Origin of the sequence: Planococcus sp. CPCC 101016 (genome assembly GCF_007859295.1) — a bacterium.
Lineage (GTDB): Bacteria > Bacillota > Bacilli > Bacillales_A > Planococcaceae > Planococcus.
Genome location: NZ_VOHB01000002.1, coordinates 1,164,327 through 1,187,944, shown reverse-complemented (window position 1 = coordinate 1,187,944; position 23,618 = coordinate 1,164,327). Strand labels below are relative to the sequence as shown.

Genomic DNA, 23,618 nt, shown 5'->3' with positions numbered 1-23,618 from the left:
AGGCAGAGACCTTGAAAGGAATTTTAGGATACAAGTAAATAAAGACTTCCGATTTCCGCAAATTTTGTGCAAATAAAAAGCCTCTCGCTTGGAGAGGCTTGATGATAAGAACTATAAGGTTTTATGTTTTATTGTGCAGAAGTTTCAATCAAGCCGTAGCTTCCGTCTTTTCGTTTGTAGACGATGTTCGTCTCATTAGACTCCGCATCTGTAAAGACAAAAAAGTTATGTCCAAGCATATTCATCTGCAAAACAGCTTCTTCTTCATCCATCGGTTTCAGGTCAAACTGTTTGGTACGAACGATTGTGAAATCCTCGTCCTCTTCTTCTGCCTCATTTTGAACACGTGTATCATTCTCGGCAGTAGCAAATGCAAGACCCATGCCATCGCGCTCACGGAATTTGCGGTTTACTTTTGTTTTGTATTTGCGAATTTGTCGCTCCAATTTGCTAACGATCAGATCGATTGCTGCGTACATATCATCATGCCGCTCTTCGGCGCGTAATGTCAGATTTTTCATTGGTATCGTAACTTCCACTTTTGTTTGGCTGTGATTGTATGATTTCAAGTTGACCATTGCGGTAGCATTAGCACCGTCTGTGAAATATCGTTCAATCTTTTCGACTTTCTTTTCAATGTGGTCACGTATTGCGGGAGTTACCTCAATATTTTCGCCTCTGATGTTAAATTGCAACATGTTAACTCCTCCTTCTATATGTGCTATCTGTACTCTTCTACATGTTCCCTTGTCTTTCCTTCTTAAAACCCAAAAAGTTTTAAGATCATTGAATTCAGGTAAAGATTGTTACAAGGAGTTGAAGTTCATGTTCACGAATAAAACAGTCATAGTAACCGGTGCATCCCAAGGCATCGGAAAAAGCATCGCCGAACATTTTGCCGCTGAAAACGCTCGTGTCATCGGATTAGATGTCGAACCAGTTGAGCTGGAAGGTGTGGAATACCGAAAATGCGACGTTGGAAATTTCGATGAAGTCATTACTGTATTCAAAAAAATTAATGACGATTACGGCGCTATCCACACACTGATTAATAATGCCGGAATCTCAACCTTCAAATCCATCTGGGAAGTGGATGAAAAGGAATGGAATCATGTGCTGGATACCAATTTGAAAAGCGTCTTTATTTGCAGCAGGGAAGCAGCACGCTACATGACTGAGGACATCCGTTCCATCATCAATATGACCTCAACGCGTGCATTTATGTCTGAACCCAATACTGAAACTTATTCAGCGTCTAAAGGCGGAATTTATGCCTTGACCCATTCACTTGCAGCCACTTTCAGTGAACAAGGAATACGCGTCAACTCAATCGCACCAGGTTGGATTCATACAGGGGATAAGGAAGACTTACGTGAAGTCGATCACCAACAGCACTGGAGCCGCCGCGTTGGAGAAACAGCCGATATCGCGCGTGCCTGCCTGTTCCTAAGCAACCCCCAAAACTCGTTCATCACTGCAGAATGCCTGAATATCGACGGCGGCATGACCAGAAAAATGATTTACGAGCACTAAAGAAAAGTGGAAACGGCTGTGTAGGTCCGACGGGCATAAGACGCACTGGCGAAGCGGCATGTTTTCAGCCGCACAGCTAGGGTGACTTATGACCCTAGGACCTGGCCGCTGGAGTCTGGACATCAAGAAAAGCGAAGGCAGCCGTGTAGCTCTGACGGGCATAAGACGAACCAGCGAAGTGGCGTCCTTTTGCCACATAGTTGGGTTGGCTTATGACCCGAAGAGCTGGCTGCCGGAGTCTAAAAAGAGAAAAGCGGAAGCGCCCGTGGAGATTCGACGGGCATAAAATGCTCCGCACACGGGAAAAAGGCTGAACACCTAAACAATTATTGCTTAACAAACAAAAAACCGGCATCCGCCGGTTTTTTCAATTCATTTCTATTTCTTTCAATTCTCGAATTTCACTTAAAATGAGCATTTCCTTAATGGAATTTTGATTGAAATCTATGCCATACAGCCACCCTTCTTCGTATTGCTGCTTCCAAACGATGGTGGCTTCTGCTGTAATCGTTTCATGATTCAGCACAAATTCCAGACTTACATTCTCTTCTCCCATCACCCATTCCTTCTCGGAAAATACTTTTGCTCCTTTAGGTGATATATCCAACAGTAAGCCATATATGTTCGGCGACAAAAATTGCTTATGGATTGTATCCATTATGCGCAAACGTATTTCGGGCGGAGTCCCAAAAGTATACCGAAAGCTTTCTGAGCGTTTATAAAACATGGCTGTTCCTCCTATTGTTCATCCATTTTAAATTTTTGACTAGGCACGAATAAGCGATAGAATCTTAATCTCTTTGACACCTTGGTCCTTTAAAACTTGAGCTGCCAGGCGCATGGTACTGCCCGTCGTATATAAATCATCAAACAGCAATACTTTTTCCGGCACCGGGTGTCCATTCCACCAGAAAATATCCTGCAATGCCATTCGATCAGATTTGGATTTACCGCCCAGCCCAATCTCTTTTTTCTCAAGGAGGTGTGTATAAGGAAGAGCTGCCGAATCGAGGAGCCGATCAACTTGAGGAAAAGTGCGCTCTTTCAGCTTATTGCCATTCATTGGGATAGGCACGATCATCGTTTGTTGTTTGTAGAGCGCTTCTCTCAGGTCTGCTGCAAAAACTTGGGACAATACGATATCTTTTAAAAATTTATATTGATGAAGATATTCTTTCATTGCCGTATTGTATCGATATAGACTTTTACCGGCATCAATCAAACCGGCATACTCAGTCGTTTCCCATTCGCAGCAATCGGCGCATTTACCTTCTCCAGGTGCGCTGCAGATCGGGCAGCCTGGTACAGCAGGTTCGAAGCCAGCACGGCAGCGCAGGCAAACTACTTCCTGCAGCTCGTTAAAAAAAATACTCCGCCAGCTTACTTGTGTGGACATACCTTGATCACATAAATAGCAATTCACCCTCTAGCCCCCTTATTATAGGAGCGGATCAGTTTTATTGCTTTATCCATTTGCCAAACGATTCCATTATGAAAAAACACAACTTCACCACTCGGATAATCTACAGCCCTGCCCGATCTTCCCGAAATTTGAATCAATGCGGCAGCATCGAAAATAGGCTGATCGGCGCCCACCACCGCCACTTGTACATTCGGTATGGTAATGCCGCGCTCCAGAATAGTCGATGTCAGAACCCCTGGAATTTGACCTTGGCGCAACTTCATAACTTTTTCTTTTCTATCCGCATCTTTTGAATGGACTGCTTCAATCGCCGGATGTCTTTGCTTAAATAACCCTATAGCCTTTTCAATCAATTCAATTGTTGGGAAAAACACGAGAAATGGTTGTTCTTTATTTATTTTGTCATCTACCCAATCAATCAATTTCGCGGGAATCTTTCCCTTTGAGAAATCTTTTTCATATCCCCATAAGGATCGAAATTGAGGAACCGGCAAAGGAAAACCGTGAAATCGACGAAACAGCTGTGAACTATTCGGCACTTGTTTCAGTAGCTGATTTGAAGGAGTTGCCGATACATAAATAATCGGTGCCATCTCTTTCTTCGCTTTTGAGACAGCTCTTCTTAAAGCTGGATCATAGGAATACGGAAAGGCATCCACTTCATCTACTATCATCACATCGAAGGCATCTTTAAATCGATACAGTTGATGTGTAGTTGCGATGACCAATGGTGCAAAACCAGATTGTTCGGGAGAATTTCCATATAAACTATGAATCGTAGTGCTGGGAAACACTGCACGCAAGCGCGGCGAAAGCTCCAACACGACATCTGTTCTGGGGGCGGCTATGCAAACGCGCAACCCTTTCTTTAAAGCACCGTATATTGCAGGAAAAAGCAGTTCGGTTTTCCCGGCTCCACATACAGCATAAACTAGATGATCTTTGTCTTGTGAGAGGCTTTGCTGAACTTCCTGGGAAGCTCGTTCCTGCATTGGTGTGAGGCTGCCATTCCAAAAGAATGAATGGCTCTGAGGAGTAATAGTTGAAGGAAATGCCCAAGTGATTAATTCCGTACAGGAACTAATGCGTCCCATCTTGATACAATGCCGGCAATAATGACAGACTGACTGGCATGCGGCGCAGAAAAAGGGAACAATTTTTTGTGAGGATTTTTCAAGGCAGCGGGCACATTGCTTTCCATCAATAATACCTGGACTGACCCTCACCTTTCCAGTTAAGATTGCATCGTCCAGCTGCTCTTTTGGAAAAGGTGTAAAATTTCTAAGCCACATTCGGCCAGTTAAAAATTCTTCAATTTCTTTCATTTGCATCCACCTTTCGATAGAGAAAAAGCCCCAGCCGGCTTATTTTTTCACCCAACCAAGACCCATTGCTCCTTCTCCCAAATGTGTTCCAATAACCGGTCCAAAATAAGAGATTTCAAAATCTACTTCAGGACAAGTCGCTTCCAGTTCTTTTTGCCAATTTACCGCTTCTTCTGGACGATTGGCATGGATAATGGTTGCCTGCCGCTTCTGCCCATCTTTCAGATCCGCTTTCAATAAATCAACAATCCGGTTCATCGCTTTTTTTCGCGTCCGAATTTTCTCGAACGGAACAATGACTTTTTCCTGAAAATGCAAAATCGGCTTGATTTGCAGCATGCCGCCGACCAAAGCTTGTGCACTGGATAACCGTCCTCCACGTTGCAGATGCTTTAAGTCTTCCACCATAAAATAGGCGCGCAACGACTTTTTCATTTCATGCAGCTCCGCTAAAATGGTTTCAGCTTTTGCTCCTTCTTCAGCCAGTTTGGCAGCCTTTATCGTATAAAAGCCTTGCAACGCACAGGTAAGCTCGGAATCAAAAGAATAGACTTTTACGCCATCGACCATTTCAGCGGCCTGCTGTGAACCTGCATAGGTTCCGCTTATTCCACTTGATAAATGAATAGAGACAATTTCCTCATGATGAGTTGCTAATTTATTGTAGAGAGCAACGAATTCTCCCAGAGGCGGCTGTGAAGTTTTCGGAAATTCCTCTTTCGCTTTTTGATAAAATTCTGTTTCTGTCATTTCGGCTTCTTTGAAAGACTCGTTTCCAAATGTCACTTCCAGCGAAACCATATGAATCCCCATTAGTTCACGTGTTTTTTCGGGTAAATAAGATGTACTGTCTGTTACAATTGCGGTTTTCATTGATTAATCAGCCTCCATTGCTAGTTTACCAAAAAAGAAGACTTAGAAAAGACATAATAGGAAGAAGACAATAAAAAAATTTCCCGCATATGACGGGAAATCTATTATTGATTGCCGATAAAATGGACGCTGGTAACTTTCCACTCATCATTTTCTTTTTTAAAGACAACAACTTGACGGCCAGTCTGTTCGACAGCGTCATTTGAATTTGCGGCCTTCATTTTCACATTAAGTACCGCAAACACTTCTGCACGGTCCTCTTCATACTTTACGATGGTTTCGTTACTTGTTTCGTATTGGCTATCGTAGGTTTCAAAAGCTTTTGTCAACGCTGCCTGATCTTCTTCACGGTCAAAACCATCCGGTTCCTGAGCAATGGTCTTCATGTAGCGGTCAATGTCTTCTGAATTGAATGCTGCTACATACTCTTCGTAAGCGGCCAATAATTCTTTAGCTTTTTCTTCAGGCACATCCGCTTCTATGACATTTCCTTCATCATCTACAGTGAACCCAACTTTTTCATCTTTATTTTCCTCGATGCCATGGTCAACTGCATTATTCTCGCTTGCTGCATTGCCATCTTCGACTGTATTTTCATTAACTGAAGGTTCTTCGGAATCTGAACAGGCAGCGAGTACCAAAACAAGCCCTGCCGCGATAATCATTTTTTTCATCATGCATTCCTCCTGCGCTTCATTTTGCCATAGGCAGTGGGTGAATACAATGAAGAAACTGTGTCAACTGTCAAAACGGAATTTTTTTCATTTTTGCGGTACACTAGTAGATACAAATAAAGGAGGGATCTCATGGAGAAAAGAGATGCCAGACAGATACTGGAACAAAAAATGAGGGAAACACGCCCACAGTGGAGCCGTAAGCAGCCCGCTCGGCCTAAAAAATACAAATCGAGTATGCAGAAAGTGGATAATTACGTAGTCCTGGATTTTGAAACCACTGGATTGCGCGCAGGAAGCGATAAGATCATTCAAATCGGAGCTGTTAAATACATCAATCACGAACGCATGGAAACTATGTATTTGATGGTCAACCCGGAATGCCCCATTTCCAGCACGATTACACGAATCACAGGCATCACCAACAAAGATGTACAGAATGCGCCGGTTATTGAAGAAGTTGCGCATGAACTGATTGCTTTTATCGAAGGCTTGCCAATCATTGCACATAATGCCCCTTTCGATATGGGATTCTTGTATGCTCTCGAAGAGATCACACCGATTCCCGAGTACACAGTCATCGATACAGTCAAGTTGGCCAGAAGAGCCATTACCCAAACACCTAATCACAAATTGACCACATTGACTGCCTTTTTAAAACTGGAACACGATGCTCACGATGCATTAGGCGATTGCCTAGCAACAGCAGCCATCTACCAATACTGCTACGATCGATTATAAAAGAAAAGCGCAGGCAGCCATGTAGCTCTGACAGGCATAAGACAGACCGGCAAAGCGGCACTTTTTGCCGCAAAGCCGGGTTGGCTTATGACCCGAAGAGCTGGGCGCCGGAGTCTGGACACAGAAATGCGCAGGCGCCCATGTAGCTCTGACAGGCATAAGACAGACCGGCAAAGCGGCACTTTTTGCCGCAAAGCCGGGTTGGCTTATGACCCGAAGAGCTGGGCGCCGGAGTCTGGACACAGAAATGCGCAGGCGCCCATGTAGCTCTGACAGGCATAAGACAGACCGGCAAAGCGGCACTTTTTGCCGCAAAGCCGGGTTGGCTTATGACCCGAAGAGCTGGGCGCCGGAGTCTGGACATAGAAATGCGGAGGCGCCCGTTTTCAACGGTTAGCTGAACTGCTGCGACTTCTTGAAGAATAGAAAGCAAACAAAAAAGACGGTGGATCTGCAAACTAGCAGATCTACCGTCTTTTATTTTATCTTACTTCAACCCATCCGTTTTTGATGGCGGTCACAACTGCCTGTGTACGGTCATTTACCTGCATTTTCTGCAAGATGCTCGACACGTGGTTTTTAACCGTTTTTTCAGAGATAAACAAAGTTTCTCCAATGACGCGATTGCTTTGGCCATCTGTCAATAATTGGAGAACTTCACTTTCACGTTTCGTCAAAAGATGATACGGACGGCGAATTTCTGTTTGATGGAAAGACCCTTTGTTTTCACGTTCGCTCAAACGACGGAATTCCATTACTAGATTGCGCGTGACTTTAGGGTGCAAATAAGAGCCGCCTTTTGCTACTACTTTAATCGCCTGAATAATTGCATCTGCATCCATTTCTTTCAGCATGTAACCTAAAGCACCTGTTTTCAAGGCATGCGTCACATAAGATTCATCATCGTGGATGGACAGCATAATGACTTTCGCATCAGGGAATTTCTCAATCAATTCTCCTGTAGCCTCTACACCATTTTTTTGTGGCATATTGATATCCATCAATACCACATCAGGTCTATTTTCTTCATATAATTTGATGACTTCGTTGCCGTCTCCGCCTTCAGCAACGACTTCAAATGAACTTTCAAAATCTAGAATTCTTTTTACACCTTCACGAAATAATTGATGATCGTCAACAATAATTATTTTTGTCATTATGTCGTCCTCCTCGAATACCCTATCTTACATACCCTTTTTAAAAGGTATATCAAACATTAAGACTGTACCGTTCCCGGGTGATGAATTGATGAAAAAATCGCCTTCAACCAATTCGATTCTTTCTTTCATCCCCGCCAATCCGAATGACTGGTTTTTTACAATTCCTTGATCAAAACCAGTTCCGTTATCTGTTACTGTAATTTTAACAAGTTCTCTTAGCCATTCCATTTCAACTTTAATCTCAGACGATTTGCCATGGCGTATCGCATTTGAAATTCCTTCTTGTACCAGACGGAAAATAGTGGTTTCATATTTATTCGGCAAGCGCACTTCTTTTCCCATCGACTGGAATTCCATTCTAATGCCTTTATTGTATTCCTCAATTGTATCAATGTACTTCTTTAGGGTAGGTACCAAACCGAGGTCATCCAACGCCATGGGCCGCAAATCGTATATGATTCTTCTTACTTCGGTAAGTGCCTGTCTGACCATGTCCTTTAAAGAGGTGATTTCGTGAAAAGCTAATTCCGGTCCTTTTTCACGATACGTTCTTTCAATTAAATCCGAACGAAGCAGGACATTCGCCATCATTTGCGCAGGGCCATCATGAATTTCCCTGGAGAGGCGCTTTCTTTCTTCCTCTTGCGCTTCAATGATGCGAAGGCTATAATCTTGACTTGACTTGTTCTTACCGATGGCTTCATCAACATTTTCAAAATCTGAAGTCAAATAACTGCTTGTTACATTAATTTTGTTGACTAGGCTCTCAGCCCGTTCAATCGTTTGCAGTAAGAGTTGAAGTCGGCGCTGCAATTTGTCACGCTTCTGCCGATACTTTTTTTCTTCGTTTCGATTAAGTGATAATTGTACTTGAAGGTCATTTGCCTGCTCGTATACTTGGCGAACCTGACTTTCTGTAAAAGAGTTGAAAAATTGAGAAACTTCCGCCAACCGTCGACGAGCCGCACGCGTTTTCTCTTCAAGAAGATCTCCAGCTTCAATAACTCGTGCGATATTTAAGCGGACATCTTCAAGTTCATCTTTCATCTTTTCATAACTTTGGCGACTTTCTTCACTAATGACGAAAATATCTTGTTTTGCCTGTTCTATTCCTGCCAGCATTTCATTAAAAATAGAATCAGGTGTTTTCCCACCGATTTTCTTTGCCATTTCAAAACCGCCTTAGCTATACTGACTGTATCCAGGTAAAATCCTTACTTCTTTATACCTTGTCGGCTTTAATAAGTATATCACTTTATAAGCAAGACCATATTAAAGATACATTACAAATTATCTGATTTCATTTTACAACAGGAGGCGTTAAATTGCGAGAAAATTACACAACTGTAGGCGATTCTGCCAGTGCAGAAATACTTATCCAAAAATCTAGGTTCATTGGACATGCTGCGCGGGCAGAAACTGAACAGCAGGCAATTGAGTTTATTGATTCAATAAAACTGCGTCACCGGACGGCAACCCATAATTGTTCGGCTTATCTGATTGGCGAACATGACTCCATCCAGAAAGCGAATGATGACGGCGAACCAAGTGGTACAGCTGGATTTCCAATGCTCGAAGTCTTGAAGAAAAAAGGACTTAAAGATACCGTACTGGTCGTTACCCGCTATTATGGCGGCATAAAATTAGGAGGCGGAGGCTTGATACGAGCCTATGGAAAAGCTGCGTCGGAAGCTCTCGCCGCTTCCGGTATCGTCGAAAGAAAATTGCATCACTTGATGAAAACTTCCATTGATTATACCTGGCTCGGCAAACTGGAAAATGAAATCCGCCAGTCTGCATTCCCATTAGATCACCTTGACTATACAGATGGCGTGGATTTGTATATCTATGTACCTGTTGAAAAAGAGCAGGAGTTCACTAACTGGATAAATGAACTGACGAACGGCCAAGCTAAGATCAGTATAGAAGACAGCGAGTTTCTCGAATTTAAGTTGTTATAGTTCTTTTTATTTACGCATTTCAAAATACACTGTATAATATCAACAGCTAAGAAAAAACAAATATATTTATTGAGAACCTGTCCACTTGCACGTGTAGCCAATACTAATCAAAGATTGGATTAATCCGACATAAATACTCGGTTGGCCCATAATCTATAGAGGAGCAACTAATATGAACCGAAAAGTTTATCGGAAAACCAAATCGAGCCGGAAACGAACCATCCTGAAAGTAATTGCCACCTTAGCGGTTTCTCTGCTCATCTGCGTTTCTGCTTATGGAGTTTACCTAGTTAAAAAAGCGGAATCAGCAGCGGATAACGCTTTTGAATCCGCCGGCAACGATACTGAAACAGTCGAACCCCTTACAGATAATATATCCATCCTATTCATCGGAGTTGATGATAGTGAGGAACGTGGTCAAAGCGACGACAATATACGATCTGACGCCCTCGTTTTAGCCACTTTAAACAATGAAGATAAGTCGATTAAGTTAGTGAGCATCCCTCGAGATACGTATACGTATATTCCCGACGGAGGATACGAAGACAAAATTACTCACGCCTACTCATATAATGGTCCGAACTCGACCATTGAGAGTGTAGAAGAATTATTGGATGTACCAGTTAATTATTACCTGCGTATGAACTTTGATGCATTTATTGATGTGGTGGATGCCCTCGGTGGAATAAAAGTCGAAGTGCCATACGATATTGTGGAACAAGATGAAAATGATTCACAAGGTGCGGTTGAATTAAAAGAAGGCATACAGTTTTTAAATGGCAGCGAATCACTTGCCCTTGCAAGAACTCGTCATTATGACAATGATATTGAACGAGGCAAACGCCAACAGATGATTTTAGAATCTATCATGAATCGTGCCTTATCGGTCGGATCAATCAGCAAATATGGAGATGTTTTTGAAGCTGTTGGAGATAATATGAAAACAGATATGACTTTCCAGGACATGAAAGAGCTTTTCGAATACGCCAAGAATGGGAAACCTGATGTAGAAACCATAACGCTCGATGGTTACGATGATATGTCCACCGGTATTTATTACTGGAAGTTAAAAGAAGAATCACTATTGGAGATACAAGATATCCTCCAAAGTCATCTGGGTTTGAAACCAGATACTTCAAACTTAACGGATAATGGTTCTGAACAAAAAGTTGCAGACTACCCAATTGAAGAAAATGAAACACCACAGTGAAAGAACTGTGGTGTTTTTCTTTGTCGCCTGTAACATATCAAATTTTACACGTGGCGCCCAAAAAAGACTTTTAATCCTTACCTATATTTTTTGCAAAATAAAAAGATTGAACTAAAAGCGCAAGCTTCAAGTTCAATCTTTTTATTTGCTAATCATTCGCACTAAATTTAAAAGTGGGCGGTAGTTCTTCCCAGCTAATCCCACAACTTCTACAAAAAGTTCGATTGCTACCAACATGACGCTGATCAGCAAAATTCCTCCCCATAAAGTCGCTTGAGAGAATAAGAGTGCCGCTAGACCAAATAAAGCTGCAATTCCATAAATGATCAAAACAGTTTGGCTATGTGAAAAGCCGATATTCAGCAAGCAATGGTGCAAATGGGATTTATCTGCTTCTGAAATGGATTTCTTTTCACGCACACGACGAACAATAGCAAAGAATGTGTCGGATATCGGGACGCCCAGCATAATGATTGGGATAATCAAAGCTACAATTGTAACGTTCTTAAAGCCCATCAATGCCAAGACTGATATCATAAATCCTAGAAATAGAGCGCCTGTGTCACCCATGAAGATTTTTGCAGGATGAAAGTTATAAACCAAAAATCCTGAAGTACTGGCTGCTAACAGAGCTGCCATCGACATGACGTAGACATCACCCATAATAAAGGCCATAGCCGCCAAAGTCAGCAAGGCAACAGTAGATACACCGGCCGCTAGTCCATCCAGACCATCAATGAGGTTGATGGCGTTAGTAATACCGACTATCCAAAGGATTGTCAGGGGAATACTCAAATAACCAAAATCTAGTACGCCGCCAAATGGTAAGTTGATGAACGAAATTTCAAGTCCGCCACCGACAACCACAATTCCTGCAGCAACTAATTGTCCAATTAATTTTGCTTTAGCGCTAATTTCGTACATATCATCCAGTACACCGGTAACAATGATCAAAAGAGCACCAATGATTATGGCTGCCTCAATGGGGATATATGCGGCTTCGATGGCATTAGAAATCGGATCTTGTGGAGTTAATATGAAATAAGCGATTAAAAATGAACCAAAAATGGCCAATCCGCCTAAACGCGGCATTATTCTCGCATGAACTTTTCGATAATTTGGACGGTCAACTGCTCCCACGCGAAAAGCGATGCGTTTAACTATCGGAGTCAGTAAAATTGAAGCGATGAATGCCAGAACCATCGTGAGGTATAGCATATCTTTCCTCCTTAAAAACTTTAATACATACATTTCCACTTGTATTATAGCATGACTAATTGATAAATAAAGAAAAATCTGGCTTATATCCAAAGCTCTCATCAATTGGACGACTCTTTTAGTATAAAGTTTCGACAAGTACGAGTTTTGTTGAGATAAGTTTTAGTTCGCATTCTACTAGCAAAATAAATACATATTTCCTTTTATTTTTTGATTTTTTCCAATAAACTTTTCTCTTTTTCTCGACTTATTCCAGCCTTCAATTGAAAATCTTCTTCCTTCTCAACCCATTCAAGAGTGTCTTTTGCAGACTGTTTAAGAGGACGGAAAGTCAGCCCTGTACCTTTAGCTTCTTCATTAGCAACCAAAATGAAGCCTTCAGGATAATCTTCTGAGTGGGGCATCCAAAACGGCAACTCGAAAGCTTGCACTCCTCTTTCCAAGAGATATTGCTCATCCGCCCATACAGTATCAGGCTGTCCGAAGGTCGTCTGTAATACGAATTCTTCCATTGAAACTGGATCAGCAACAACATTGTAGACGCCTGTCTGTTTTCTTTCTAATTGGGAAACGGTAAAAGCAGCTAAATCTCTGGCATCGATCCACTGCACTTTTCTTTCTTTACTGCCTGGTATTAGAACATTACCTTCCCCATTTAACTTCATTGCCCAATATGTAAAGCGGTCTGTCGGATCTTGTGGTCCTATAACTATACCTGGACGGATGATTAACGCCTTGTCCCCTATACTTTCTTTAATCAGCTTTTCGCACATCACTTTTAAAGGGCCATAGGTTTCACCGGTAACTTTGTCTCCCTGGACTTCGTGTTGAAAAACAGACGAAGTTTCACTGACTGGTCCACCCTTGTAGTCGTCATACACAGAAATCGTAGAAATAAATGTATAATGATCGGTTTTAATATGTTGAAGTACCGGCTGCAAGTCAGAAGGTGTATATGCAGAAGTATCAATTACCGCATCCCATCTTTCTTCCGCCAGTTTTGAAGCATCTTTTCTTCGATCTCCTATAATTTTTCTAAGGTTGGGAAAGGCATTCGGATTGCTTTTTCCTCGATTGAACAAAACTACTTCATGCCCGTTTTCCAGCAGCTTCTCCACCATATGTCTCCCTACAAAAGACGTGCCTCCAAGCATTAAAACCTTCATTTTCCCACTCCTATTTAAGTATTTTTAATTACTATATTGTTCAAAATATGATATATTAAATAAAATAAAAGAGTTTTCAACTATTTCTTAGGGGTGTAACCTTAATGGATGAATCGCTTGACTTCTATTCTCTCAAGACAGTCTGGACGCCTCGGGATGAAGCAGCCGTATTGAAGATGGATTATCGATCACGCGCAGAGCTTGCCAAAATCATTAACTGTGAAGGATTGCTTGTCGATTTATCGATGGATCAGCATACCGAAGTACGATTTGGTGTGGCTCAAAATATTTATACTCCTCTTCAAACATTGAACCGGCTAAGCCAAGAAGATTTATGTATTACTATTAAAGATACCGCTAAAAAAACTTTGTTAAACCTCCCTTGCAGACGAAACTAATGCCATGATGTTTAGTTTTCCTTACAGAAGGTAATTATAGTGGTAAGCGATAAATTCAAAGGAGGAACTATTCATGAGTGAAAAAGAAGGCTTCTCAGATAAATTAAAAGGTGCGGTAAACAAAGGAAAAGGTGAGCTAAAAGATCAAATCGGTAATGCCACCAATGATCCGAATAAGCAAAACGAAGGAAAAATGGATAAAGCTAAAGGTAATATCCAAGATAAAATTGGCGATTTTAAGAATAATACTAAGAAATGATTGTACCCCGGTCTCTTGACCGGGTTTTTCTTTTGGATTTTTAATGTTTTCAAAAATTAAAGAATTCGGTTATAATGTAAGTTCGTGTGTAAATGTTATTTATTAAGGAGTTTGTCATGATAAAGAAGGCGCTTACAAAAACAGATATTCTTACTTTAGGACTTATGCTTTTTGCTTTGTTTCTGGGGGCAGGGAATATTATCTTTCCACCTTATTTAGGTCAGCTCGCTGGTGATCAATTGATTATTGCTATAATTGGGTTTTTACTTACGGGAGTAGGCCTTCCTTTATTGGGCATCCTGGCAATCGCAAAAGCAGGCGGAGACCTTCAATCTATTGCCGGACGCGTCCACCCTATTTTCGGAATCATATTTACATTAATAGTTTATTTGGCTATTGGCCCTTTCTTTGGAATTCCACGTACGGCTACAGTCGCTTTTGAAATTGGGACAGCACCTTTTCTGCCAGTAGATTTCGCTGAATCCTTCTGGTCCTTGACAATTTTCACCATTATTTTCTTTACCATCACAATATTGTTTGCAATGAATCCAACAAAACTAGTCGATAGGATTGGCAAAGTATTGACCCCTCTTTTAATAGTAGTAATTGGATTACTGGCATTGAAGAGTTTTCTAACGCCAATGGGGCCAATAAATTCTCCTGTTGGAAATTATGATACTGAAGCATTTTTCGAAAGTTTTTTACAGGGCTATCTTACAATGGATGCCATTGCTGCTTTGGTTTTTGGAATTGTTATTATTCAATCCATTAGAAGCAAAGGCGTTACGGACACAAGAACCATTTTGAAAGCTACCGCTTACGCAGGGTTTATTGCAGCCATCGGTTTATCTGCTGTCTATTTGTCTCTAAGCTATATCGGAGCAACCAGTGTTGAAGCAATTGGGTTACAGGATAACGGCGGTATCATTATTGCTCTGGCTTCACGTGTTTTATATGGAGAAATTGGAGGAATTATCTTATCTGCAGCAATAACCTTTGCTTGTTTGACGACCTCCATTGGACTTGTTTCCGCTACCGCCCAATTCTTTCATAAAATTTATCCAAAGGTCTCTTACATTGTCTACGTTCTATTTTTTGCTGCCTTTTCTGCCGTTATTGCAAATGTAGGATTGACTCAATTGATCGCCATATCGCTTCCTGTATTATTAGCAATTTATCCAGTTGCGATTGTCCTTGTGGTTTTATCATTTTTCGATCGTATATTTTACAGAAAACCTTTTGTTTATATGATTGCTCTTGGATTAACCGCAATCGTCAGTATTTTTGATGCTTTGCGTTCAGCTGGCATTGTTTTTGAACAGGTCGATTCGATTTTCCGTCATCTGCTGTTATTTGAACAGGGAATTGGATGGATTCTTCCCGCTATCATTGGGACTTTAATAGGCGTGGCAATCGCACGTGTTAAGCATTGAAAAATAATAAGGAGCCTCCCTTATCGGGGAGGCTCCTTATTATTTAGAATAGTCTCTGGGTTGGCGGCGGTGTATCATCTTTACTTCTTTTTTGAGTTGTATCATAGTGATCACGGGGATTTCTCGGTTTGTCCGAGTCCTCTCTCCGTTCCTCTTTAAGCAAATGCTCTTCTTCAGAGTCTCGGCCAAATGGCGCCGGCCCTAAATTCGGATCTACTCCAGGTGAAGGTTCGTCTTGACGACGATTTACTCCAGCTTCCCGCAGTAGATTATCTTCGCCTTCTTTCGTTTGAAGACCTGGTTCGTGATCCAATTCTTTCTCCCGGACAGATCCCTCATCTTTATTCAATCCGCCAGTGGGGTGAATTTCATCACCTTTCAGCCGGGAATCCTGCAAGCGATCATTCTTGCCAGCTCGGGCGTGTTGATCTTCTCTCGAAACTTCACGTGCGTAAATTCCATCAGAATGCTCATTGCCCTGATCGTTGCGATGAACAACTTTGTCTCCTGATGTTTGACCAGTACTTCCTTCAAAATCCATCGGCTCATTTGAATCATCTAAAGATGAGAAGTGTTCGTCTTCAGGTGAGATAGCCTCTCCATCCGTATATAAAAGAACTGCACCTTTTTCGATTTCGCGCTCGTAGTCATCTGCTCTGTCTTTATTCAGATTGAAGCGATCCAATTCTTTTCTGACAACATCTTTTCCACCTAAAAAAGATTTAAAGCGATTTGAAAAAGAGTTGGCTTGATCCGCTTGGACCCCCTCATTACCTGCAGTTTCTACCATTCTTTTATCATTAGCCATTACATGGATATCTTCTTCTCTGTATCCTTTAGTTTTTAATGATTGTATAGCCGTTTCCATTTCTTGTTTGCTGTATACGATTTCGAATTCACGATTTCCTGATCTCATTATGATAAAACCTCCTGTATACTGTGTTACTTTTGTTTACCCTCTCCTATAGACCGCTAAAACCTAAGGGATTTAAAAGACACACCGAACCCTTACAGCCGCTTATCAAATTAAGACTAAAAAAACTTGCTGGGTGACCAGCAAGTTTCACTTGTATTTCTTGTCGCTTTGGCTATGCTTTTCTGCTTCGCTAGAGCCGCCTCTAGCCTTTTCAACCTCTGGCTTTTCCTGAGTAGTAAATGAATTATGCCGTTCGTCCTGAACTATAGTAGGTTCTTGCATGAAAGTTTCTCCGCGGGCAAACCGATCTTCCTGCTCATCGAAATTATTATCAACTGAATTAATGAATTGTTTTCTTTGCTGTTCATTCGGATTCTCTTGATCTGCACTGACTTCATTACTGGAAATCTTGTCGAGTATAGTCTCTTCGCTATCATCTTTATAAAGCAGAATTCCGCCTTTTGCAAGATCCGCTGTATAACGCTCTGTTTCCGTTGCTGAAAGATTCAAAGATTTGACCCCTTCACGAACGCCACTATCCCCTGAAACGAATCCTTTAAATTTATCAGTAAATGTATTCACTTCATTCTTGTCAACTGCAAGATTATTGAAGCGCTCAGTATCTGTTGCCATAATATGAAGTTCCTGCTCTTTATAGCCGGATTTTTTTAATTCTTCAATTTTCTTTACCAAATCGGCTTCCGAAAATACTACTGCTAAAATTGCTTTATCCGAACTCATGTAAAAACCTCCGTAAATTTGATAGAATAATGTATCTATCTTTACCCATAACAGCTATACACCTAACATCCTTCGTTCATATGAGTCCAAAATCCGCTTGTTTGCATCCACGATACAAGCTTTTAAAACATTAGATAAGTTTTTCACTTCCATTTTTAAGAACAAGTTTAATGATTCGAATCAAGCAGCATATATACTTGCCTAATCTTTTATAGTACTATAAACCTATTAAAATAGCTTTTTTGTAAAAATTTTTACTCAACATTTACCGTAGTAAGCATATTTTACCTTTTTTCTCTTTTTTAATAAATCCATTATAAAAAAGCAGTTTATTTCGAAAATTGATGATATCATGTATTAAAGATATTAACACAAAGTAAATTACGGGATGTGGAGGCGGCAATTATCGTACTTGGCGATCTATTTTCTTCTTACTTTTCGGAGGACCCGACAAAGGCGGAAAACAACTCTCCTACATGGATGACAGAAGTACTGCCCTTGCAAAAGGAAAGGAGAGCAGTAATGGACACGGGAATGCGTTTGAAATACCATCGTTTAAAACAGAAAATCAGTTTAGAAGAATTAGCCTCTGGCATAATGTCTCCCAGAGAACTGAAGAAAATTGAAAATGGCCTAAAAGATCCAGGACTCAAAGATTTGGAAGCTTTGTGCAAAAAGTTAGCTGTTCCTTTAGCGCCTAAAGACAATCCAATTGGAAAAGTTCTTGTAAAAAACTTTAAGAACTCCTTGTTGCATCCGCAAAACAAAGCGAAAATCATGGAGCAGTATGCGGATATCCAGGATCATCCCTTGTTGCATGCTGACGAGGACGTTGAACTGGAGTATTGTATCCAGCAAATCAGGTACTTTATTATTACAGGAGATTTGGACAGCGCCGAAGAGAAAATCAAGGAAATGGACCGGTTCAAAGAATTCATGAACCAGGAACAGTTTTATCTTTTTCATAAGTATAATGGAAACTATAATTACATTCTCAATGATTTCGAAAAAGCCTTGAAAACCTATCTTATCGCTGAAAGAATTGCACCTGATACAATTCACGGTTCTGAAATAGGGGATTTGTATTATTCTATCGGAATATCAGCTACACAATGTCGTGAAACCAATATAGCTAACAAGTATAGTCATCTTGCATTAAAAATTTATCAACAAGAATTTATTCCAAAAAGGATTGTTGAGTGCCATTTGAATTTAGCCATTAATGAGCGGAGAATTGGCAATTTCACAACCGCTAAAGATCACCTTAAAAACGCATTAGCGATCGGAAAAAAACTTGACATTGATATTCTGAAGTTTACAACAGAATACAACTACGGATATTTTTACTTCCATTTTCAAGATTATGAATCAGCCAAGCTGCATATAACAAATTCACTAGAGTTTATTCCAAAAGAGTATATGTCTGATTTACTTTCAGCATACTGTATACTCATAAAGTGTAATTTAGAGCTAGATGATTTAGAAGAAGCAACTATTTTAGTTGCAAAAGCAGAAATTCTGATTGAAGGAATTAACCCTGTTTTAGAATCTCCTACCAACAAAGCTTTTAGAGAAATTCTTTATGAGTTTAAAGGATTAGTTCAATTAATTAAGGGTAATGATAAGGAGTTTGAACATTACTGCAATCTCTTACTCCCTATATTAGATCAAAACGGCAATTTATTCGAAAAAGGTTATTACCTAGATTTACTAGGCAAAACATATTTCAAGCGAGGTGAATTTGAAAAAGCTGCAATTACTTTCAACGAATCAAAACAATGCTATAAAGATTTAATGACTGTCAAATGAGGAGTGGGAAAATGAGAAAATTATTTATAGTATCTTTTGCATCCATACTTTTAACTACAGGAATTTTAGCTCCAAATAACGATACAAGCTTTGCCGTTAATGACCGTGTTCCTGAGCCTTGGTCCGTTAATCAGGTTGCCGATCGCGTTCCTGAGCCTTGGTCCGTTAAACAGCTTGCTGATCGTGTTCCTGAACCTTGGTCCGTTAAACAGCTTGCTGATCGTGTTCCTGAACCTTGGTCCGTTAAACAGCTTGCCGATCGTGTTCCTGAACCTTGGTCCGTTAAACAGCTTGCCGTTAATGACCGTGTGCCAGAACCTTGGTCTGTAAAACAGCTTGCCGTTAGAGATCGCGTGCCAGAACCTTGGTCTGCTAAGCAGGTTGCAGTTAGAGATCGTGTCCCTGAACCTTGGTCCGTTAAAAATCAGCAAGTTTAATAATAGTATCAATCACCAAAAGCCTGTCGCTTATCTTATGTAGCGGCAGGCTTTTTATAATTAAAATCATCAATGATTACCACCTTCAAATCAGCCTTCACACTCTTCTATTATTTCAAGACAACAAAAAAGACCATTCGGATTATTAAAATCTCATGGTCTTTTTCGCATTTTTATTGATTTTGTTTTTTGTCCACTAAGCACTCATCGACAAAACGCTTGAATATATTCATTGAAGCGTCGTCTCCTTGTAGAGCGAATTCTTCGGGATGCCATTGAATCCCCATGGCGAATTGATGATTTTTGCTCTCCAATGCTTCCACCAATCCATCAGCAGCATAGGCTGAAACTTTTAATTGATCTGAAACATCTTTAACACCTTGATGGTGGAAAGAGTTTACATTGAATTTCTTCTCTTGCATAATATCGTACAATAAACTTTCATCTTCTAAAATCACCGAATGCGTACGGTGTGTCCGCATAGCCATTTGTTTATGCTGATGTAAATCTCCTTCAAACTGGGATTCTAAATCCTGGTAGTTGGTTCCACCCAATGAAATATTGAACATCTGAAGACCACGGCACATACCGATAAACGGTTTATCTAAATCAAGGAACTTCAAAATCAGCTCCTTTTCATATTCATCACTGCCAGGATACACTGCTCCAAGGCGCAGGTGCGGCTCTTCGCCGTATAAGGTTGGATTAATATCTCCTCCCCCCGTGACAATCAGCCCGTCCAATCGCTCGCATAGCAATGGGATGTCTTCTTTATCTACGATAGGTACAATCAACGGCAATCCTCCAGCCTGCAAGATGGCTCTGCCATATACCGGGTCTAATGAGTATGTCTGATCTTCTTCTACACGTGCTGTTATGCCAATTACCGGCTTATCTTTTACTGTCATTTTATTTCCTCATTTCCACTTGATCAAATTGTCCATTATTCTATATACCCTGTAGAATCAGATTAATAAACATTTTAGTTGCATAGCATTATCCTGCAATTCTACTTAAGAGTATAACGAAAGCAAATGCGACATTCTAAATGAAAACTAAAAAAACCCTTACACAGGGTTTTTTTAGTCAATTTTATTTTTTTCTTCTTCCTTTGGATCATAGCGAAAACGAGTTAAATCAATTCGATCGTTCTGATCCACTTCTACACCCTCATCCAGCAGTAATTTCCGCTGGGAGAACCGGGACTCTTCATCCATAACGGCAATTTGTCCATGGATATTCACAATTCGATGCCAAGGTAAATTGTACTTGCTACTCATGCTATGAAGTATTCGAGTTACTTGCCTCGCAGCCCTGGGGCTCCCAGCCATCGCTGCCACTTGTCCATAAGTCATGATTTTCCCTGGAGGAATTTCCCTTATAACGGTTAAAGCTTTTTCAGTAAACGTATGCATCCATTTCATCCACTCTATTAGAATTCTGCTCAGGCTTTTTCCCGCTGATTCTGAACTTCATCCAGTAATCTTCCGGATTTATAATCCTCAAGCAGTTCCTGTACAAACTCATATAATGGCAGTTTACCGGTTTCTGTCGCCAACCCGCCACTTTCAGCATGTACACATTTATAATACTCTACCATACGGTCAATTTGTTCTTCAAGACCTTGAAGCGACTGTTCATCTACATGATGCAAAGGTCTCGATATGTCTATACTTTTTGCTTCATTCAAATAAAGGAACTTCATCTGCTCCAGATTATTAACTGCTTGATCGAATAATTGCTGATTCTTGTCCAAGCGATAAAAATTCCTCCAAAACACAAAAACCTCTTTTGCCACCCCTAATTTTTTAGCTCCAAGGGAAGCATTCAACCCTTCTACTACACAAATCTCATACATGATTTTTCTTAAAGACTTTTTATATTCTCTTTCTACCACACCTTTATATTGCATGTATCTCATCATTATACCTCCCTGGAATAATTTTGATTTTATGCTCATCTATAAGTAATTGAATTTCAGACATTTCGATATCTCCGTTTAATATCTTCTTCTTCTAATGGCAGCATATTGTTGTAGATCTGATGATTATGAATTTGCTGTCCGATTGAAAAGATGGCAGGTTCACAATTCGCAATGCCCCTTTTCATCTGTCTCTCCCTATTTGTTTCTCCTCGAAAATCCCCACCTAGATGGAAATAGGCGTAATAATTTTCCTCTCCCCATTCAGCAACCTTCAACAAAAGGGTCCTCATGGTTTTTTCACTGTCCACTTCAGATAAACTGCCTTCTAGATGGTAGTAAATCGTATCGCCCATCGCGAGAATATAGCATGCTGAGACCAGCTTATTTTCTTGATAAGCGCCAAATAAATGCAGGTTGGGTCCCATTGAACTGATTAATGTTTCAAAGTAATCGTTTGTGAAGAAATAATAACTATCTGCCTCTTCTCTTCTTCTGGCAGCGGAGTAATACAATACTAAGAATTCAAACATATGACGAACTGTCCCAAGTTTTTTTATCACTAATCCCGAGTCATTCTCCTCTTCTTCAGGAGATGCTTGCATTTTTTTTCTTGAAGTGAAATAATCTTTTAGTTTTATTGTGAAAGTTTCATACAGTGGAGAAATTTTCAGATGATCTTTAAAAAATTTGGCATTTTCTTTCAGAGGATGAAAACGTATATATTCAGCGATGACCTTTTCATTCTGGCAATATTCAACAAACGCTTTTCTGAAATTAGCTGCCAGATTCGCTTGGTTCTTTACAGTTTTTAAAATGGGCCCCCCATAACCAAAAGGAGTGGTAACGTCAAAATAAGGAGTTTCTTCATCGCTTATTTGCCTTTTTATAAAAGGGTATGCAACTTCTCCGTCTTCGTCTTTGTAATAAAAAAGCAGCGCTTCTCCCGGATCCAATTTTAAAGCACCTAAAAAATATTGACTGGTATAATATATATCCGATATTTGTAAAAGATCGAGAATCTTTTGCCAACGACTGTGCTGTTGTATTGATATTAATTCATACATACATTCCACCCCTGCTTCACCTAGAAAATCACTTAAACACTGTCTGCAATTGATTCTCTTTTTTTCGTATCTCTCTATTTTTAGCATTGGCTGCAGTTTTAGCCGCATTAATAACAATTGCCGTAAAAATGCTTAGAATAAAACCTGAAATCGCGGCCATCATCAGACCAAAAAATAAATCTTTTTTAACTGGATCTTCCAATGCAGCTGGCGAAATAATACTGACACGATCCGCCTTTAATGAATTTCTTACTTCATTTTGAAAGACAAATGCTGTTTCGTCGGCAATTTCTACCGCTTGTTGACTGGTGTCAGAAGAAACAATGACAGTTAGAACCGGCGAATTATTTGTAGAACTCACCGTCATTTGCTTCCGAAGGTCACTTATGGAAATTTGCAATCCTAAATTCTGTCGTACTTGTTCCAGTACTTCCGGACTTTTAATAAAAGCTGCATAAGCTGCTACAGTCTGTGAATCGATCCGGTTGCCTTCTGCTGTTAAGTGTGGACTTCTCTGCGCTGTTTCCTCAATGAGTAGCTGGCTGGATGCCTGGTATTTTGGACTAACAATAAATACAAAAACAAACCATACTGCCAGCATTAAAAAAAGGATGAGGCCGACTGTATAAGATATTCGTTTTTTCAAATTTATCGATAAAACCTGTCCTGCTTTTTTATTATTCATCAGACTCTCCTCCTTCGTTTGAAAACAGATGGGTTTTTTGCAATTATTTCTAAAAATTCAGATTATTATAGTTCATTTATATCATATTTTATTGGTTCAATCTACACTTTTATAGATATTTTTTAATTTATTCTTCAAATACATAAGTCCTTAGTCCATTAAAATAAAACTTTTTATATTTATATCCTTAAAATTAGTTCATTAAACCCATTTAAGGAGTTTTAATGAAACTACTCAAGCCCTATCATTTTTCAATCATGGTCATTTTTAATTTTTATACCTCTGGGTTTAGTAAAACTATTTGATCCCGCTTAGATTTTAGGCAAAAAAAAACATCCCTCATTTTGCTGAGGGATGCTTTCACCGTTAATCTTTCCACAAACCGATAATACCATTTCTCCGGTATATGATTTCCTTCGATTCAAGCGCTTTTAAAACTTTCGTTAACGTTTGATGTGAAATATTAATATCTGCTGTAATTTCTTTAATTGTCTTAAAAAGAACACCTTCTGAAGAAGCATTTTTCAGGAAGTACTGCATAAATCTTTCTCCAATTTCTGCTGTTTTTTCAGTTTCTGATGAAAAATATTCCCGGCATTCGTTCAAGATTCTCTCTTCCGAAAAAGCTCTTGTTTTATTATGCACTCTATTTTCCATTACTTTCATCT

At 40.1% G+C, this 23,618-nt stretch carries 28 protein-coding genes; 10 read left to right on the top strand and 18 right to left on the bottom strand.

What is annotated here, in order from left to right; genetic code table 11:
* Window positions 1–128: 128 nt before the first annotated feature.
* Window positions 129–698 carry a ribosome hibernation-promoting factor, HPF/YfiA family gene (hpf, locus tag FQV26_RS05460; protein ID WP_146556350.1) on the bottom strand — a complete coding sequence of 190 codons (570 nt, stop codon included), beginning with the start codon at window positions 696–698 and terminating at the stop codon, window positions 129–131.
* Between the two features lie 127 nt (window positions 699–825).
* Here hpf and FQV26_RS05455 point away from each other — a divergent pair, with 127 nt between their 5' ends.
* The gene (locus tag FQV26_RS05455) at window positions 826–1,533 is read left to right on the top strand and encodes an SDR family NAD(P)-dependent oxidoreductase (protein WP_146556349.1); all 708 of its coding nucleotides are present in this window, start codon (window positions 826–828) and stop codon (window positions 1,531–1,533) included.
* A gap of 88 nt (window positions 1,534–1,621) precedes the next feature.
* Window positions 1,622–1,819, top strand: a complete 198-nt coding sequence (locus FQV26_RS05450) for a hypothetical protein (protein WP_146556348.1) — start codon at window positions 1,622–1,624, stop codon at window positions 1,817–1,819.
* Window positions 1,820–1,900: 81 nt separating this feature from the next.
* Here the strand turns inward: FQV26_RS05450 and FQV26_RS05445 are convergent, their stop codons facing one another.
* From FQV26_RS05445 to FQV26_RS05425, 5 genes are all read right to left on the bottom strand, one after another.
* On the bottom strand, window positions 1,901–2,260 hold the full coding sequence (locus tag FQV26_RS05445; protein ID WP_146556347.1) for a PilZ domain-containing protein: 360 nt from the start codon (window positions 2,258–2,260) through the stop codon (window positions 1,901–1,903).
* A gap of 39 nt (window positions 2,261–2,299) precedes the next feature.
* Window positions 2,300–2,956, bottom strand: a complete 657-nt coding sequence (locus tag FQV26_RS18975; protein WP_261384267.1) for a ComF family protein — start codon at window positions 2,954–2,956, stop codon at window positions 2,300–2,302.
* A complete protein-coding gene (locus FQV26_RS05435) occupies window positions 2,953–4,281 on the bottom strand; it encodes an ATP-dependent helicase ComFA (RefSeq protein WP_146556346.1) in 1,329 nt (442 codons plus the stop codon). Before FQV26_RS05435 ends, FQV26_RS18975 begins: the two co-directional genes overlap by 4 nt.
* Window positions 4,282–4,320: 39 nt before the next feature.
* Complete coding sequence (locus FQV26_RS05430) at window positions 4,321–5,154, bottom strand: DegV family protein (RefSeq protein WP_146556345.1); 834 nt, start codon at window positions 5,152–5,154, stop codon at window positions 4,321–4,323.
* A gap of 104 nt (window positions 5,155–5,258) precedes the next feature.
* A complete protein-coding gene (locus tag FQV26_RS05425) occupies window positions 5,259–5,828 on the bottom strand; it encodes a DUF4440 domain-containing protein (protein ID WP_146556344.1) in 570 nt (189 codons plus the stop codon).
* Between the two features lie 132 nt (window positions 5,829–5,960).
* Here FQV26_RS05425 and FQV26_RS05420 point away from each other — a divergent pair, with 132 nt between their 5' ends.
* A complete protein-coding gene (locus FQV26_RS05420; protein ID WP_146556343.1) occupies window positions 5,961–6,569 on the top strand; it encodes a 3'-5' exonuclease in 609 nt (202 codons plus the stop codon).
* A gap of 482 nt (window positions 6,570–7,051) precedes the next feature.
* On the opposite strand, the gene FQV26_RS05415 is transcribed toward FQV26_RS05420, so the two are convergent.
* Complete coding sequence (locus tag FQV26_RS05415) at window positions 7,052–7,726, bottom strand: response regulator (RefSeq protein ID WP_146556342.1); 675 nt, start codon at window positions 7,724–7,726, stop codon at window positions 7,052–7,054.
* A gap of 27 nt (window positions 7,727–7,753) precedes the next feature.
* Window positions 7,754–8,899: a sensor histidine kinase gene (locus FQV26_RS05410; RefSeq protein ID WP_146556341.1), complete on the bottom strand. Its 1,146-nt coding sequence runs from the start codon at window positions 8,897–8,899 to the stop codon at window positions 7,754–7,756.
* Between the two features lie 155 nt (window positions 8,900–9,054).
* Between FQV26_RS05410 and FQV26_RS05405 the strand changes: the two genes are divergently transcribed.
* Together FQV26_RS05405 and FQV26_RS05400 are read left to right on the top strand one after the other, a co-directional pair.
* On the top strand, window positions 9,055–9,690 hold the full coding sequence (locus tag FQV26_RS05405; protein ID WP_146556340.1) for a YigZ family protein: 636 nt from the start codon (window positions 9,055–9,057) through the stop codon (window positions 9,688–9,690).
* Window positions 9,691–9,862: 172 nt separating this feature from the next.
* Window positions 9,863–10,900 (top strand): LCP family protein, encoded by a 1,038-nt coding sequence (locus FQV26_RS05400; protein WP_146556339.1) that lies wholly within the window; start codon window positions 9,863–9,865, stop codon window positions 10,898–10,900.
* A gap of 141 nt (window positions 10,901–11,041) precedes the next feature.
* On the opposite strand, the gene FQV26_RS05395 is transcribed toward FQV26_RS05400, so the two are convergent.
* Complete coding sequence (locus FQV26_RS05395) at window positions 11,042–12,118, bottom strand: glycosyltransferase family 4 protein (RefSeq protein ID WP_146556338.1); 1,077 nt, start codon at window positions 12,116–12,118, stop codon at window positions 11,042–11,044.
* A gap of 203 nt (window positions 12,119–12,321) precedes the next feature.
* Entirely contained in the window at window positions 12,322–13,284 is a 963-nt protein-coding gene (locus tag FQV26_RS05390) for an NAD-dependent epimerase/dehydratase family protein (RefSeq protein WP_146556337.1), read from the bottom strand.
* Between the two features lie 104 nt (window positions 13,285–13,388).
* Between FQV26_RS05390 and FQV26_RS05385 the strand changes: the two genes are divergently transcribed.
* From FQV26_RS05385 to brnQ, 3 genes are all read left to right on the top strand, one after another.
* A complete protein-coding gene (locus FQV26_RS05385; protein WP_146556336.1) occupies window positions 13,389–13,682 on the top strand; it encodes a hypothetical protein in 294 nt (97 codons plus the stop codon).
* Between the two features lie 73 nt (window positions 13,683–13,755).
* Complete coding sequence (locus FQV26_RS05380) at window positions 13,756–13,941, top strand: CsbD family protein (RefSeq protein ID WP_146556335.1); 186 nt, start codon at window positions 13,756–13,758, stop codon at window positions 13,939–13,941.
* Between the two features lie 116 nt (window positions 13,942–14,057).
* Window positions 14,058–15,374: a branched-chain amino acid transport system II carrier protein gene (gene brnQ, locus FQV26_RS05375; protein WP_146556334.1), complete on the top strand. Its 1,317-nt coding sequence runs from the start codon at window positions 14,058–14,060 to the stop codon at window positions 15,372–15,374.
* A 43-nt stretch (window positions 15,375–15,417) separates the two neighbouring features.
* Here brnQ and FQV26_RS05370 read toward each other — a convergent pair whose 3' ends face one another.
* Window positions 15,418–16,290 (bottom strand): YflT domain-containing protein, encoded by an 873-nt coding sequence (locus FQV26_RS05370; RefSeq protein WP_146556333.1) that lies wholly within the window; start codon window positions 16,288–16,290, stop codon window positions 15,418–15,420.
* A 147-nt stretch (window positions 16,291–16,437) separates the two neighbouring features.
* Window positions 16,438–17,031 carry a general stress protein gene (locus tag FQV26_RS05365; protein WP_146556332.1) on the bottom strand — a complete coding sequence of 198 codons (594 nt, stop codon included), beginning with the start codon at window positions 17,029–17,031 and terminating at the stop codon, window positions 16,438–16,440.
* A gap of 522 nt (window positions 17,032–17,553) precedes the next feature.
* On the opposite strand from FQV26_RS05365, the gene FQV26_RS05360 reads away from it, so the two are divergent.
* Together FQV26_RS05360 and FQV26_RS05355 are read left to right on the top strand one after the other, a co-directional pair.
* Window positions 17,554–18,840 carry a helix-turn-helix domain-containing protein gene (locus FQV26_RS05360; protein WP_146556331.1) on the top strand — a complete coding sequence of 429 codons (1,287 nt, stop codon included), beginning with the start codon at window positions 17,554–17,556 and terminating at the stop codon, window positions 18,838–18,840.
* 11 nt (window positions 18,841–18,851) lie between these two features.
* The gene (locus FQV26_RS05355) at window positions 18,852–19,277 is read left to right on the top strand and encodes a hypothetical protein (RefSeq protein WP_146556330.1); all 426 of its coding nucleotides are present in this window, start codon (window positions 18,852–18,854) and stop codon (window positions 19,275–19,277) included.
* 173 nt (window positions 19,278–19,450) lie between these two features.
* Here the strand turns inward: FQV26_RS05355 and FQV26_RS05350 are convergent, their stop codons facing one another.
* The 6 genes from FQV26_RS05350 to FQV26_RS05325 all read right to left on the bottom strand — a co-directional run bounded on the left by FQV26_RS05350 (window position 19,451) and on the right by FQV26_RS05325 (window position 23,616).
* Window positions 19,451–20,185: a gamma-glutamyl-gamma-aminobutyrate hydrolase family protein gene (locus FQV26_RS05350; RefSeq protein WP_146556329.1), complete on the bottom strand. Its 735-nt coding sequence runs from the start codon at window positions 20,183–20,185 to the stop codon at window positions 19,451–19,453.
* Window positions 20,186–20,359: 174 nt separating this feature from the next.
* A complete protein-coding gene (locus FQV26_RS05345) occupies window positions 20,360–20,692 on the bottom strand; it encodes an MGMT family protein (RefSeq protein WP_146556328.1) in 333 nt (110 codons plus the stop codon).
* Between the two features lie 29 nt (window positions 20,693–20,721).
* Window positions 20,722–21,198 carry a hypothetical protein gene (locus FQV26_RS05340; protein WP_146556327.1) on the bottom strand — a complete coding sequence of 159 codons (477 nt, stop codon included), beginning with the start codon at window positions 21,196–21,198 and terminating at the stop codon, window positions 20,722–20,724.
* A 56-nt stretch (window positions 21,199–21,254) separates the two neighbouring features.
* Entirely contained in the window at window positions 21,255–22,265 is a 1,011-nt protein-coding gene (locus tag FQV26_RS05335) for a GNAT family N-acetyltransferase (RefSeq protein WP_146556326.1), read from the bottom strand.
* Between the two features lie 28 nt (window positions 22,266–22,293).
* Window positions 22,294–22,950 carry a YveK family protein gene (locus FQV26_RS05330; RefSeq protein ID WP_146556325.1) on the bottom strand — a complete coding sequence of 219 codons (657 nt, stop codon included), beginning with the start codon at window positions 22,948–22,950 and terminating at the stop codon, window positions 22,294–22,296.
* 366 nt (window positions 22,951–23,316) lie between these two features.
* Window positions 23,317–23,616 (bottom strand): replication/maintenance protein RepL, encoded by a 300-nt coding sequence (locus FQV26_RS05325; RefSeq protein WP_146556324.1) that lies wholly within the window; start codon window positions 23,614–23,616, stop codon window positions 23,317–23,319.
* Window positions 23,617–23,618: the final 2 nt, after the last annotated feature.